13 protein-coding genes are annotated in these 14290 nt (G+C 60.5%); 5 read left to right on the forward strand and 8 right to left on the reverse strand.

Annotated elements, in window-relative coordinates; translation table 11 throughout:
- Positions 1-127: 127 nt before the first annotated feature.
- The 3 genes from ABCP74_RS01450 to ABCP74_RS01460 form a co-directional block, all read right to left on the reverse strand.
- Complete coding sequence (locus tag ABCP74_RS01450; RefSeq protein ID WP_343000590.1) at positions 128-1654, reverse strand: FAD-dependent oxidoreductase; 1527 nt, start codon at positions 1652-1654, stop codon at positions 128-130.
- 256 nt (positions 1655-1910) lie between these two features.
- On the reverse strand, positions 1911-2915 hold the full coding sequence (locus ABCP74_RS01455; RefSeq protein WP_006235553.1) for a GGGtGRT protein: 1005 nt from the start codon (positions 2913-2915) through the stop codon (positions 1911-1913).
- Positions 2916-2933: 18 nt separating this feature from the next.
- The gene (locus tag ABCP74_RS01460) at positions 2934-3668 is read right to left on the reverse strand and encodes an iron-sulfur cluster assembly scaffold protein (RefSeq protein ID WP_117816822.1); all 735 of its coding nucleotides are present in this window, start codon (positions 3666-3668) and stop codon (positions 2934-2936) included.
- A gap of 403 nt (positions 3669-4071) precedes the next feature.
- Here ABCP74_RS01460 and ABCP74_RS01465 point away from each other — a divergent pair, with 403 nt between their 5' ends.
- A complete protein-coding gene (locus ABCP74_RS01465; protein WP_343000589.1) occupies positions 4072-4884 on the forward strand; it encodes a transposase in 813 nt (270 codons plus the stop codon).
- A gap of 656 nt (positions 4885-5540) precedes the next feature.
- Here ABCP74_RS01465 and sufU read toward each other — a convergent pair.
- Genes sufU through sufC form a run of 5 tightly spaced genes read right to left on the reverse strand, consistent with a single transcriptional unit; the run spans position 5541 to position 10786 of the window.
- Positions 5541-5975, reverse strand: coding sequence for a Fe-S cluster assembly sulfur transfer protein SufU (gene sufU, locus ABCP74_RS01470; RefSeq protein WP_343000588.1), 435 nt, complete (start codon positions 5973-5975; stop codon positions 5541-5543).
- Complete coding sequence (locus tag ABCP74_RS01475; protein WP_230318691.1) at positions 5968-7293, reverse strand: aminotransferase class V-fold PLP-dependent enzyme; 1326 nt, start codon at positions 7291-7293, stop codon at positions 5968-5970. Before ABCP74_RS01475 ends, sufU begins: the two co-directional genes overlap by 8 nt.
- Positions 7290-8561, reverse strand: a complete 1272-nt coding sequence (locus ABCP74_RS01480) for a SufB/SufD family protein (protein WP_343000587.1) — start codon at positions 8559-8561, stop codon at positions 7290-7292. The genes ABCP74_RS01475 and ABCP74_RS01480 overlap by 4 nt, the downstream gene beginning before the upstream one ends.
- Positions 8561-9973: a Fe-S cluster assembly protein SufB gene (gene sufB, locus ABCP74_RS01485; RefSeq protein ID WP_343000586.1), complete on the reverse strand. Its 1413-nt coding sequence runs from the start codon at positions 9971-9973 to the stop codon at positions 8561-8563. Before sufB ends, ABCP74_RS01480 begins: the two co-directional genes overlap by 1 nt.
- 12 nt (positions 9974-9985) lie before the next feature.
- Positions 9986-10786, reverse strand: coding sequence for a Fe-S cluster assembly ATPase SufC (sufC, locus tag ABCP74_RS01490; RefSeq protein ID WP_343000585.1), 801 nt, complete (start codon positions 10784-10786; stop codon positions 9986-9988).
- A 222-nt stretch (positions 10787-11008) separates the two neighbouring features.
- Here sufC and ABCP74_RS01495 point away from each other — a divergent pair, with 222 nt between their 5' ends.
- The 4 genes from ABCP74_RS01495 to ABCP74_RS01510 all read left to right on the forward strand — a co-directional run bounded on the left by ABCP74_RS01495 (position 11009) and on the right by ABCP74_RS01510 (position 14114).
- Complete coding sequence (locus ABCP74_RS01495) at positions 11009-11440, forward strand: RrF2 family transcriptional regulator (RefSeq protein WP_022094822.1); 432 nt, start codon at positions 11009-11011, stop codon at positions 11438-11440.
- An 8-nt stretch (positions 11441-11448) separates the two neighbouring features.
- Positions 11449-11736: a nucleotidyltransferase family protein gene (locus ABCP74_RS01500; protein WP_022094823.1), complete on the forward strand. Its 288-nt coding sequence runs from the start codon at positions 11449-11451 to the stop codon at positions 11734-11736.
- Positions 11723-12142, forward strand: coding sequence for an HI0074 family nucleotidyltransferase substrate-binding subunit (locus ABCP74_RS01505; protein WP_022094824.1), 420 nt, complete (start codon positions 11723-11725; stop codon positions 12140-12142). The genes ABCP74_RS01500 and ABCP74_RS01505 overlap by 14 nt, the downstream gene beginning before the upstream one ends.
- A gap of 145 nt (positions 12143-12287) precedes the next feature.
- Positions 12288-14114 carry a VgrG-related protein gene (locus ABCP74_RS01510; RefSeq protein ID WP_343000584.1) on the forward strand — a complete coding sequence of 609 codons (1827 nt, stop codon included), beginning with the start codon at positions 12288-12290 and terminating at the stop codon, positions 14112-14114.
- The last annotated feature ends 176 nt before the right edge of the window (positions 14115-14290 follow it).

Below are 14290 nucleotides of genomic sequence, written 5' to 3' on the forward strand. Positions count from 1 at the left end.
TTTGCCCGCTCTGTATTCAGAATAAGGATACGCTGTCGTGCGGACACGAATGGGCCCCGTGCTGCTTCGAGCTCACGGGGCCCATGGATATCGATTGGTTGTGTTCTGCTTTAGATAGGTGTCCGGTTTAATCCGCTCGATAGTGCGACCCGAGACTTTCGGTTCGCTTGCGCATGGCTTTGACCATTTCCTGTGCTAGTCGAATCTGCGATTGCAGGCGGGCGAGGGCAGCGATTTCGCTGTCGTTGGCATGTGGCTTATTTAGAGCCGTGGCTTCGTCTTGCAGGCTTTCAAGCTGTTGCAGGGCCTCGGATAGGCCTGTTTCGGTCCTGTTGATCATGCAATAGGTGCTCATCGTGTGCCTAAGGCTGTGTGTCAGGCGTTCGGCATCTGTTGTGGCAATGCCGTACTGGGGGAGGGTGATATCCGCCTTCAGGGCTGCCTCAGGCTCCTTCTGCGCTGCAAGGGCTGCCGATGCGCCCGCGACGCGCCCGAACACGATGCCGTTGGCGCTTGACAAGCCACCAATGCGGTCGGCGCCGTGCATGCCGCCTGTCGCCTCGCCGCAAGCGTAGAGGCCCTCAACGCCCGTGTGCGCGGTCTTATCGATCTTGATGCCGCCGTTAGCGGCGTGGGCATACATCGCAACGCGCATCTCGTCGGTCGGCGCGATGCCGTGCTCGTCTTGCAGCCAGGTGGCAAAGGTCTGCACAAACTCTGGGACATCCTCGCGGGGGAAGTCGTAGTGGAGTGCCAGGCCTTCGACACCTGCCTGATCGATGACGAGATCGATAGCGCGGGAGGCCAAGCGTGACGTGAAGGGACCATATCCAGAGCGCTGCTCGAGCAGGTCGTTCAGCTTGTCGTCGGCAATATCTACCGGCTGGTCTACATGCACGTAGCGCCAGGTTTTCTCGTTGAAGACCAAGTTACGCCTGGGCTCGATGAAGCCGGGCATCATCTGCATGAACTCTATATTAGTAAGTGTTGCGCCGTGCGCCAGTGCGATGGCCTGCGAGGAGCTGAGCACATCAGCCGACGTAAGGCTGCGCTCGAACAGGCCGCCTGTGCCACCGGCTGCGATGATCGTGGCCTTGGCAGCAAAGGGCACGATTCGATTTTCGGTAAGGTCGTAGAGTACGGTTCCGGTTATTCTGCCGTTCGTGTCCTCAACAAGGTCGATAAGCTCATGGCGGGGGAGCAGGCGAATGCCGAGCGACTCGATCCAGGTCGTCAGAGCGTCCTCAAGGGGCTTGCGGGTGAGGCCGCGCCACATGCGCGTCTTGTGGTCAAAGCAGGGGATAAATTGCTTTTGTTGAGCACTCTTGGCGCTTTGCGGACGCTGGAGCTCAACGCCCAGGTCTTGCTCGAGCCAGTCAATCGCTTGGGGAATGCCGTGGACGAACGTTTGGACGAGTTCGGGGTCGGCGACACCGCCGCCGACGGTCTGGATGGTGTCGATGAGGTCCTGCTCGTCGTCTTCGTCGACGGGACCGATGAGGCCGAGGCCCCAGGTACCCGGGAAGAAGCTCGATCCACTCATGGTCTTGCCGGCGCTTGCCACAGTGACGGTTGCACCCGTGCGTGCCGCTTCGATGGCGGCACAAAGGCCCGCAATGCCAGATCCAATTACCAGTACATCAGTCGATTCCATCGGATTCCTTTCTCGTCCGGCGCATTGTCGCACGGGTGATCGGCAATGGGGCCGCAAAGACCCGTCAAATCGGTAAAGGGCAAATATGGCAGGTGGGCGTCATGGACGCTCTGACGCTCCATCTCTTCACATCTCGTATTTCGCCCCAGCTGATATATCGGCATTAGATACCCTGCGCCAGCGCAAACAAAAAGAGCCGCTACCCGGGTGGGTAGCGGCTCCAAAGCTCAACTATCTGAGCATCGCGCGGGCGCGATTAGGCCTTGAGGGCCTCTTCGACGGCGACAGCGCAGGCGACGGTGGCACCGACCATGGGGTTGTTGCCCATGCCGATGAGACCCATCATGTCGACGTGCGCAGGCACTGAGGAAGAACCGGCGAACTGGGCGTCGGAGTGCATGCGGCCCATGGTGTCGGTCATGCCGTAAGAGGCAGGGCCGGCGCCCATGTTGTCCGGGTGCAGGGTACGGCCAGTGCCGCCACCAGAAGCGACGGAGAAGTACTTCTTGCCAGCCTCGAGGCGCTCCTTCTTGTAGGTGCCAGCGACGGGGTGCTGGAAGCGCGTGGGGTTGGTGGAGTTACCGGTGATCGAGATGTCGACGTTCTCGTGCCACATGATGGCAACGCCCTCGCGGACGTCGTCGGCGCCGTAGCAGTTGACGGCGGCGCGGGGACCATCGGAGTAGGGGATGGTCTCGACGACCTTGAGCTCGCCCGTGAAGTAGTCGAACTGGGTCTTCACGTAGGTGAAGCCGTTGATGCGGGCGATGATCTGAGCAGCGTCCTTGCCCAGACCGTTGAGGATGACGCGCAGCGGCTTCTTGCGAGCCTTGTTGGCGTTCAGAGCCAGGCCGATAGCACCCTCAGCGGCAGCGAAGGACTCGTGACCGGCCAGGAAGGCGAAGCACTCGGTGTCGTCGGAGAGCAGCATAGCGCCCAGGTTGCCGTGGCCCAGACCGACCTTGCGGTCCTCGGCGACGGAGCCGGGAACGGTGAAGGCCTGGATGCCCTCGCCGATGATGGCGGCAGCCTCAGAAGCGGACTTGGCGCCACGCTTGACAGCGAGAGCGCAACCGAGGGTGTAGGCCCACTCGGCGTTCTGGAAGGCGATGGACTGGGTGTTGTTGACGATCTCACGCGGGTTGAAGCCCTTGTCGGTGCAGATCTGCAGAGCTTCCTCGAGGGAGGCGATGCCGTTGTCGGCGAGGCACTTGTTGATCTTGTCAGCGCGGCGCTCGTAACCTTCGAACGTAACAGTCATAGTTATTTCCCTCCCTTTCTACTCGTGAACCGGGAACACGCTGGCGACGGAGTGAGTCTCCTCGTCGGTGCGCGGGTCGATGTACTTGGCAGCGTTCTCCCACTGACCATAGTGGCCCATAGCGCCAGCGATGGCCTCCTCGGGGGTCTTGCCGGCCTTGACGGCGTCGGTGAACTTACCGAGGTTCAGGAACTCGAACGCGATGATCTCGTTCTTGTCGTTGAGAGCCATGCGGGTGACGTAGCCCTGAGCGAGCTCGAGGTAACGGGCGCCCTTGGCCTTGGTGCCGAACATGGTGCCGACCTGGGAGCGAAGGCCCTTGCCGAGGTCGTCGAGGGAGGCGCCCACGGGCAGGCCGCCCTCGGAGAACGCGGTCTGGCTGCGGCCGTAAACGATCTGCAGGAAGATCTCGCGCATAGCAACGTTGATGGCGTCGCAGACGAGGTCGGTGTTGAGGGCCTCGAGGATGGTCTTACCGGGAAGGATCTCGGAAGCCATGGCGGCAGAGTGGGTCATGCCCGAGCAGCCGATGGTCTCAACGAGGGCCTCCTCGATGATGCCGTCCTTGACGTTCAGCGTGAGCTTGCAGGCGCCCTGCTGAGGTGCGCACCAACCCACACCGTGCGTAAGACCGGAGATGTCGGTAATCTCCTTAGCCTGGACCCACTTGCCCTCCTCGGGGATGGGTGCGGGGCCGTGGTATGCACCCTTGGCAACGGGGCACATGTTCTCCACTTCCTGTGAGTACTGCATGCCTCTCCTCTCTATCGTGTTGGCGTCCCGTCTGGGGGTCGTGGCTGGCGATTGCCGGGCGACCCTTCGAAAGGGACATGACATGCAGCCCCTATAATACCGCGAAATGCACGGAATATTCGGCGAACGGCTCAGTTTTCGTAGCGAGATGCGCGGAACTTTCAATTGAAACGGTTTAACTCTATATTCTGTGGTCGTGCACTTCCGTAGAGGGGGTCCGTCTTGGGCAAGCTTTTGGTCAGCTTTTGTAAGCGTTGCAGGGGTTGACCTGTTGCAACGGTGCCGTTCGCCGCCTGTTTACTGCCTTTGGCCGCGCGAGCGAATTGTTTTGCGTGAATGTTTTGATGGCACGCTTCAATCGTGCTGTATTGGATGGCAAGCAGATCCCGGCGAAGGGAGCGCCATGCAGCGCGTTTGGAGAACGGTTACCGGCTTTTACCATGTCTGTGCCCGCGGTACGGGCAAGCAGCTCATCTTTGAGGGCGATGAAGACCGGTGGGAGTTCTTGGAGCTGATGCGTGAGTGCTGCCGCAAGGCGGGCGTGACGGTTATCGCCTGGTGCCTTATGGGCAATCACGTGCGTCTGGTGCTTGCAGATTACGAGGATGCGATGAGCGCGGCGATGCACCGGCTGCTTTTGACGTACGCGCGGCGGTTCAATAAACGCACGGGGCGCACAGGGCATCTGTTCCAGAACCGTTTTGACCGGCGCTCGCTCGATACCGACTGGCAGGTGATGGAGGCTATTCGCTCCGTTCACGCCGATCCGCAGGAGGCGGGCATCAGTCTTATTGAGCGTTATCCCTGGAGCAGCTTTCCGGAGCATTTGTGCGCTTACGACGGTGACGCGGCCGATGTCGCGAGGGGATTTTCTGATCCTTCTTGCGTGCTTGAGCTTTTTGGTTCTGCCGAGGGCTTTATTGCCTATTCGCTTTCGACGCCCGACGGCGGCGAACCGGCGCTGCGCGATATGAAAGAGACAGAGTGGGAACGCCACGCCTTTGCCGACAAGATGGCGAAGCGCCTGGGCGTGCCGCTCAACGGGGTTAAAACTGCACCGACGGCGCAGCGCGATACCGTTATTGTTGGATTGAACAATGCCGGCTTTACGGTGCGCCAGATTGAGCGGTATACGGGGATTGGCAAAAGTACCGTTTCTCGTATTGTGCGCGCCCGTGCGCGAGCGGCGGTGCGGACTGGCGGAAACGTGGTGTAGGGCCGCCGGTGCACCGCAGCTGGGGTCGCCCATACGCCACAGCTATTGTTCTAAAAGCTCGGGTACGGTAACTGCACTTCTTAATTTGCATAGAACAGACGCCGTTATGCATAAAATAACGCCTTAGCTCGGTTTTGCCCGTACCTACCCCCGTCTGCGCCGTGCAAAAAGCGGAGTTTTCTGCATCGTGGTACTGTCGGCACCGCCGCAATTTTGCAACATATGGGCTCTGAAGCTATTTATGCCTGCCGATGCGCTCCCGAAGCTCATGTTTGCGCCCCTGAGACCACGATGCTTGTTCTAAAACGCAATATAAAGGCCACTGGAGATGTTGATTAACGCTTCCAATGCGTATACACACGGCTTGGCGTGCTGAATACTCGCAAAAATGCACGCCGCACCCTAGGGGACCTGTCTGCGGCAGGCGTGAGGCGAGCCGGAGCCCAGTAAGACGAGGCTTGGGACATTGCCTGGCGTGCCCGTGGTCCTGTCACAAGTTTTAGTACGGTGGAAAACGCTCGTGTTCGTGGTTGGCCGTGCGATAAATGACAGACGGGGCGTCGGACGCATGGGCTGCGTGTGCGCTCGTTATGAAAAAGCCGAGCCGCCCGTATCGGGCGGCTCGGCAATCAAAATCCTTGGATTTGGGGCATCCGCTACTGGTTAGCTTGCCCCTCGAGCATGCCGTCGAGGGTGCGCCAGGCGAGCTCGGCGCATTTGACGCGGGCGGGCATGTGCGAGATGTCCTGGAGCTGGGCGGCCTCGTCCAGGTCTTCCAGGTCCTCCTCGGAGAGCTGCTCGCCGCGGATCATGGCGAGGAAGAGCTCTGCCAGGCGGTGAGCTTCCTCGACGGTCTCGCCGGTGATGAGGTCGGCCATGATGTCGGCACTGGCCTGACTGATGGCGCAGCCGTGGCCGGTAAAGGAGGCCTCCTCGATCACGCCGTTCTCGACGCGCAGCTGCAAGGTGAGCTCGTCGCCGCAGCTGGGGTTGATGCCGTCGTGCTCGTGCGTGGGAGCATCCATCTCGTACTTATAGTCGGGGTGCGAGTTGTGCTCCATAAATGTGGTGGAGGTGTACAGATTACCCATTGAACGTGCTCCAAACGTGATGTAGGCCGGCGATGAACTTGTCGATGTCGGCCTTGTCGTTGTAGAAGGCCACGCTGGCGCGGCAGCAGGCGAGGTTCTCGACGCCCAGCCAGGTGAGCAACGGCTGTGCACAGTGGTGGCCGGCGCGAATGCAGACGCCGTCCATGTCCATGATGCTCGCGACGTCGTGCGGGTGGATGCCCTTGACGTTAAAGCTCACAACGCCGTGGTGGTTGTCCCAATAGATGGAGCCGATGATCTGGACAAAGTCGAGCTGCATGAGCTCGCCCATCAGGTAGTGGACGAGTGCCTGCTCGCGGGCCTGGATGTTCTCGTAACCCACCGTGTTGACCAGGTAATCAAGGGCGGCGCCCGTGGCGAAGATGCCGGCGGCGTCCTGCGTGCCGGCCTCGAACTTCTCGGGGACGGGCGCCCAGACGGCTTCCTGCTCGGTGACAGAGTCGATCATTTCGCCGCCGGTGAGCATGGGCGGCATGGCGTTGAGCAGGTCCATCTTGCCCCACAGCACGCCGATGCCCATGGGGCCCATGGCCTTGTGCGCGCTAAAGGCAAAGAAATCGGCGCCCAGATCGGCCACATCGACCGGCATGTGCGGCAGCGACTGCGCGCCGTCGACGACCAGATAGCCGCCGTACTTGTGCACGAGCTTGCCGAGATTCTTGACCGGGTTCTCGACGCCCAGCACGTTAGACACCTGACCCACGGCCAAGATTTTGGTCTTGGGGCCCACCTTGGACAGAACCTCCTCGGTGGTGAGTTGACCGGTCTTGGTGGGGTAGAGGTAGACGAGCTTGGCGCCGGTCTCGCGGCAGACCTGCTGCCACGGAATCAGGTTGGAGTGGTGCTCCATGATGGTGATGACGACCTCGTCACCGGGCTCGAGCACCGTGGGTGCAAAGCTCTTGGCGACCAGGTTGAGCGACTCGCTCGTGTTGCGGGTGAAGACGACCTCGTTGGCCTGTGAGGCGCCGATGAGGTCGGCGATCTGCTGGCGGACCTTCGCGATGGCGTCGGTTGCCTCGACGGACAGCGAGTACAGGCCGCGCAGGGGGTTGGCGTTCATGCGCTGATAGAAGTCGCGCTCGGCGTCGAGCACACAGGCAGGGCGCTGCGCGGTGGCGGCGCTATCGAGGAAGGCGATCTCGGGGTGCTGCTGGAAGAGCGGGAACTGCGCCTTGTAGGGGTTGGTCTCGATGTCTACGGTGGGCCAGCCGCGCGAAGCCTCGTCGCTGGCGTCGAGCTCCATGGGCTCGGGGGCAGTGCAGGTATCGCATTTAACGTGCTCGGTGTCGATCATGCGAGCTCCTCTTCAAAGTTGTCGATCAGGTTGTTGCCCAAGCGGACGACGGCGGCGCGGGTGCGCTCGTCGGTCGCGGAAAGCGCGGCGTCCTCCAGCTTGGCGCGGATGAACAGGTCCTCGGCGGCATTTTGGTCAAGGCCGCGGCAGGCGAGATAGAACAGCTGCTCGTCGCGGACGTGGCCGATGGTGGCTCCGTGGTTGCCGGCGACGTCGTCCTCGTCGCAGAGAATGACGGGGACGGTCTTGTTGTCGACGCCCTTGTTGGCCAAAAGCACCGTCTCGCGCTCGGTGCCGGTTGCACCCTTGCAACCGTGCACGAGGTCGATGGTGCCGCGGTAGACCTTCTTGGACGTGCCGGTCAGCACGCCGTTGGCGTCGATCTCGCACTCGGTCTTGCGACCGCGGTGGCGCAGCTCGTAGTTAAAGTCGCGCACCTGCTCGCGGGCGCCCAGGTAGTCAGTATCGATGGTGACCTTGGCGGTATCGCCCAGCAGGTCGCCGGCAAGGCCGGTGGCGCTGGCGCCGGCACCCAGGACGGTGTGCTGCACGTTGACGCGCGCGCCCTCGTCCAGGAACAGGCCGGTGTCGTCGAGCGCGATCCAGCTATCGTCGAGCGTCTGCGTGCAGGTCACGTTGACGGTGGCGTACTCATGGGCGCACACGCGTAGCACGGATCCCACGACGCCTTGGCCGGCAACGGGGGAGTCCAGGGCAATAAGCAGATCGAACGTCGACTGGGGACGGGCGACGACGTCGATGGCGGCGATGGCCGCGGCTGCATCGACACCGCTCACGCGCACGGTAACCGTGGCGTGCTTGTATGCGGGCACATCGATGACGATGCGCTTGGTGGCGTGCTCGGCCAAGTAGGCGTAGGCAGCCTCGCCCATGCCGGTCTCGAAGGCTTCAGCAGGGGAGAGCTCCTCCTCGAGCTTGATGGCACCGGCCTGGTAGACAGAGGTGGCGGGCACGTCAAGCTCGGTCTCGGGCGTGATGCGGGCGCGGTCGGCGGCGTCGCCGGGGGCGGAGGCGCGCCGCTCGGGGAAGCGCTCGGCCATGGCGTCCATGGCGGCGTCGAACGCGTCTGCCACGCCAGCAAACTGCTCGTCCAAGCCCTCAACCTCAATGGTCTCGGCGGGAGCGGCAGCAAGCTCGTCAGAGAGCTCGAGCTTGGTCTGATTCATCTTCAGCCAGCCCCATGTGGCAGCCGGCATCGCATTGACCTGCTCAAGGGTGGTAGCAGCGGTGTTCGTGGTCTGATTCATTATCCGATCGCTCCTTCCATCTCGAGCTTGATCAGGTTGTTCATCTCGACGGCGTACTCCAGCGGCAACTCCTTGGAGACCGGGTTGGCAAAGCCGTTGACGATCATGGTGCGGGCCTCTTCCTCCGAGATGCCGCGGCTCATCAGGTAGAACACCTTGTCGTCGCCGATGCGGCCGATGGTGGCCTCGTGGCCGATGTCGACGTTCTTGGCGCGGATGTCCATGGCGGGGATAGTGTCGGAGCGGCTCTGGTCGTCGAGCATCAGTGACTGGCAGCTCACGGTTGCCTTGGAGCCCTCGGCCTTGGGCGTGGCCACGATGGAGCTGCGGAACGTCTGGATGCCGCCGCTCTTGGAGATGCCCTTGGTCTCGACCGTTGCCGAGGTCTCGGGCGCGTTGAGCACGACCTTGCAGCCGGTGTCGAGGTTCTGACCGGCGCCGGCAAAGGTGATGCCGGTAAAGCTCGAGCGGGCGCGGCGGCCATTGAGCACGCTCATGGGGTAGAGGTAGCCCACGTGGCTGCCGAAGGAGCCACTGATCCACTCGATGTCGCCGTCCTCGTCCACGCGCGCACGCTTGGTGTTGAGGTTGTACATGTTCTTAGACCAGTTTTCGATGGTCGAGTAGCGCAGGCGCGCACGCTTGCCCACAAAGAGTTCGACGGCGCCGGCGTGGAGGTTGGCCACGTTGTACTTGGGCGCGGAGCAGCCCTCGATAAAGTGCAGGTCGGCGTCGTCTTCGACAATGATGAGCGTGTGCTCAAACTGGCCGGCGCCCTTGGCGTTGAGGCGGAAGTAGCTCTGCAGCGGAAAATCGAGCTTGGTGCCCTTGGGCACGTAGACAAAAGAGCCGCCCGACCACACGGCGCCGTGCAGGGCCGCAAACTTGTGGTCGGTGGGCGGGATGAGCGTCATAAACTTCTCGTGGATGAGCGGCTCCCACTGCGGATCGTGCAGGGCCTCCTCGATGCCGGAGTAGACGATGCCCATCTTGGACGCCGTGTCCTGCATGTTGTGGTAGACCAGCTCGGAGTCGTACTGCGCGCCAACGCCCGCCAGGTAGCTGCGCTCGGCCTCGGGGATGCCCAGGCGCTCAAAGGTGTTCTTGATGTCGTCGGGCACCGACTCCCAGTCGTGCTTTTGGTCGGTGTTGGGCTTGACGTAGGTGACGATGTTGTCCATGTCCAGGCCCTCGATGGAGGGACCCCACGTCGGGTCGGGGAAGCGGTTGAAGATCTCGAGGGACTTGAGGCGCAGGTCGAGCATCCACTGCGGCTCGTCCTTCTTGGCGCTGATCTCGCGCACGATGTCGGGCGTGATGCCGGCGTCGAGGCGCTCGAATCCCTCCTCGCCATAGGTGAAGTCGTAGAGGCTGCGGTCGATGTCCGCGACCTCGGTGCGGTTCTTGGTCATTGCGTTGCCCCTTTACGCCTGCTGCTCGGCAGCGGCGGCCTCGGCCTGGGCGCGCTGCTCGGCGGCCTCGCGCTCGAAGGTCTCAAAGCCGTTCTTGTCGATCCAGGGAATGAGCGAGGCGTCGTCCTCGCGTACGATGTGGCCCTTGACCATAACGTGGACGCGGTCGACATCCAGGTGCTCCAGGATGCGCGTGTTGTGCGTGATGATAAGCATGGAGCCGTCGCAGCTCTTGCGGTAGGCGTCCATGCCGTGGCTGACGGTGGACAGGGCATCGACGTCCAGGCCGGAGTCGGTTTCGTCCAGGATGGCGAGCTTGGGCTGTATCAGCAGAAGCTGGAGCATCTCGACCTTCTTCTTCTCGCCGCCCGAGAAGCCCACGCCCAGCTCGCGGTTGAGGTAGGCGGTATCCATGTTGAGCTCGGCCGCGAGCTCCTTCACGCGGCGGCGGAACTCCTTGCCCTTCATCTCCAGGCCGGGGCGGCCGGCGATGCTGGCGCGCAAAAAGCTCGACAGCGGCACGCCCGGAATCTCGACCGGGGCCTGGAAGCTCAGGAACAGGCCGGCGCGCGAGCGCTTGTCGGTGGTGAGCTCGGTGATGTCCTGGCCGTCAAAGACGATGCGGCCGTCGTTGACCGTGTAGACGGGGTCACCCATGACCAGGTGGCCGAGGGTGGACTTGCCGGCGCCGTTGGGTCCCATCAGCACGTGGGTCTCGCCGGCGGCGACGTTGAGGTTGACGTTGTGGAGGATGGTCTTCTCGTCCACGGAGGCGGTCAGACCTTCGATGGAAAGCAGCGGATTTGCGCTCATGCTGTCCCTCTCTGTATATGGTGTACTCATAGGTGTACTAAACCCTAGGAATCTTCTCGGAATAAAGTTACTATGGGTTCGGCGATAGTCAAGGGAAAACCCGACTAATCCACTCGACTTTTTAGATGTGGGACATAATAATCAGGCTTGTTTGCCCCGCGTGCATAAGATTTGGGACAAACAAGCCTGGTATTTTGTCTCGGCTACGATGAGAGGGTAGGTATGCTCATTTCTTCTAAGGGCCGCTATGCCCTCCGTCTGATGATCTATATCGCAGCGCTTGGTGACGCCGAGGGCAAGATTGCCCTTCGCGAGGTCGCTGACCGCGAGCATATTTCACAAAAGTATTTGGAGCAGCTGGTTCGTCCGCTCATGAAGGCGGGCCTGCTTAAGAGCGTACGCGGCAAGGGCGGCGGCTACATGATGGCCAAGGATCCAGCCGAGGTGCGTGCCGGCGACATCCTGCGCGCCGTCGAGGGCAGCACGGCTCCAGTGGCGTGCGATGGCATCGACAACAGCTGCGCCCGCAGTGACCTGTGTTCCACCGTCAAGTTCTGGCGTGGTCTGGACGAGGTCATCGAGAACTATGTCGACGGTGTAACGCTGGCTGACTTGGCCGCCGTCCCCGAAATCAACTTCGATATTAAGCTGTAGGGGTGCAAATGGCATCTCTCGACAAGGTGTACAAGCAAATCGAAGTTTTTGCTCGGGAATGTGACGCCGAGAAGGTTGTGCTGTTTGGTTCCCGCGCTCGAGGTGACAATTTGCCTAAGAGCGATATTGACATCGCCGTAGCAGGTTGCCGGGATTTCGGCCGTTTCTCATATTTGATCGAGGAGCGTCTTGATACTCTTTTGGATGTAGATGTCGTCAATCTCGACGAGTCCTTATCGCAGCAATTGCTCGATGAAATTGCCAGGGATGGTGTGATTCTGTATGAAAAAATATGAGAACTTTGCCAGCGCCTTGGTGAATCTTGAGGATGCGCCCAATCAGGATCTCAACAATGATTTTGTTCAGAGTGGATTGATTAATAAGTTCAATCTTCAATTTGAACTGAGCTGGAAGCTCCTTAAGCGTCTGCTCGAGTATGAGGGCGCCACGCTTGCCGCGTCGGGGTCTCCTCGTGCCATTTTGAAGGAGTCCTACCGATTCTACGACTTTATTGATGAGGCGGCCTGGCTAGATATGCTCAGAGATCGCAATACGAACGTCCATATCTATGACAACAAGCTCGCTCAAGATTTGATTCAGCGCATCTTGAACGTCTATATCCCTGCTTTCTGCCAGTTGAGGGACGGGTTGATGGAGCGTTACGGCGAGCTTCTGTTGGCGCCCGACGACCAGTTTGTTTAATTTCTTAAGATTTCGTAATTCCTTAAGATTTCGCGGAGGGTTGTTGCCGTTTACCGAGGGGTTGTTGTGCAACAACGGGCGAGCTGCAATACTGATTTTATCTTTGCAAACTGAACTTTAACTACACCAATGCAGGGAGGATCTTATGCAGCCCAAGCATTCTGCTATTGTCGCGGGCCTGACGCTGGCGCTTTCGTTTGGCGCCGTTACCGCACCCGCGCCCGCCGCCGCCGAGGAGCCCACGCCGGGCGTTGCCTCGGATGCCACCGATATCGACAAAGGTCTCTACACCCAGCAGTCCTTCTCGGGCGTGCTGAGGTCGGTCCAGGGCGTTTCGTTTGTCAACGTGACTCCCGAGATGAAGTACTTTACCAAGTACGAGAGCCATGGCAACTACAACCAGGGCTTTTCGTATGGCGACGGCTACAACGCGCTGGGTTATTACCAGTTCGACCGTCGTTGGTCGCTCATCCCGTTTATGAAGCAGGCCTACAACTACAACCCCGAAAAATACTGCATGCTCAAGGATGCGATTGATCGCGGCAGCGAGATTTCCAACACGAGCAATGCCATGTACGAGAACGGCCAGCTCACCGAGCTGGGCCATATCGCGCAGGATGCCTTCCAAGGTGCTTATAACACCGATCCTGCTGAGTTTTCGGCTCTGCAGGATGCGTATGCGTACAACTCGTACTATGCGGTGACCGAGGCGTGGCTTAAGAGCGCTCTTGGCATTGACATCTCCGGCCGCGCCGATTGCGTCAAGGGCATGGTGTGGAGCATCACCAACATGTGCGGCACCGGTGGCTGCAGAGACTTCTTCCGCTGGGCGAATCTTTCCAACGATATGTCCGACCGCGAGTTTGTGACGGCGCTTTCCAACAGCGTGGTCAATAACGTGGCGACCAAGTATGCAAGCCAGCCCCAGTACCACGAGGGCTGGAAGAACCGCTACCGCAACGAGCTAAAGGACTGCCTGGTCTATATCGCCGAGGACGAGGCTGCCGCTGCGAAGGACAACAAGCCCGTGCAGCCCGAGCCCACGCCGGCGCCCTCGCCGACACCTGATTCGAATGACGACTCGAGTGACGATCCCAACGATGACAGGATGGATGCGCCCTCGACCGATGCTGACGGTAATGGCTCTGCTGGTGGCACTACCAACGACGGCTCTACCTCGAACGGCTCCGATTCGAACGGCTCTGCTGCGGGCGGTTCGCCTTCAAGCTCTGTTGGCAATACGGACAGCGACGTTTCTGGTTCGACCGACGCTGACAACTCTAACTCATCTACCGGCTCGAGTGATTCGTCCATTGGCACCGGCTCTAACAACGGCTCCGGCTCTGGCGCAACCCCTGATTCCGATGCTTCCAAGGACGACTCGAATAAGGCGCCGGACGCTCCCGTTGCTTCGCCGGACAAGAAGCCTTCTTTCTCCGTGCAGCTTGGTTCTACGCTGGGCTCTTCGCTGATGGCTGGCGTCAATAACGGCTCGGCCCAGAACAAGGGCAACTCTGATCAGGTTTTCACGGAAAAGACCGAGGCCGCAAAGGGCGACTCCAAGGACAAGGCTTCCGAGAAGACCGAATCCGATAAGGGTTCTAGCTCTGGGGAGAAGGACGACAAGTCCGCTCAGAAGAAGGACGAGGGTAAGAAGTCTGAATCTGAGGATAAGGACGAGAACAAGGGCAAGACCGAGGACGGAAAGCAGCAGGGCGAGGACGGCGGCAAGGGCAACACCGACAACCAGAACCAAGAGCAAAATGACTCCAAGACGGTGACCACTACAACCACGACGACTACAACGACCAAGTCATCTGGCGGTAACATGCCCAAGACGGGCGACCTTATCGTTATGGCGAGCCTTGCCAGCGCGAGCTTGGCCACGCTGGGCGCTACGTCCATCGTGAGTGGTAAGCATAAGCTCGATCAGCAGAAGAAAGCTTCTGGGGAGGACGGCTCGGAGGAGTAGCCTCTTGGTTGCTAGATAACTAAAGAGTTGGGACGGGGTCCGGTGCGAATGCGTCGGGCCCCGTTTTGTTGTGCAACGATTAGTTGTGCCCCCTCACACCTCTTGTTGCTACCGTTGCCCGATATGTTTGCGCGGCGTCATCGGTACATGCGATGCGGTCATTACAATTGGCATCG

The sequence above is a fragment of the Collinsella aerofaciens genome (assembly GCF_039062315.1).
Classification (GTDB): Bacteria; Actinomycetota; Coriobacteriia; order Coriobacteriales; family Coriobacteriaceae; genus Collinsella; species Collinsella aerofaciens_BG.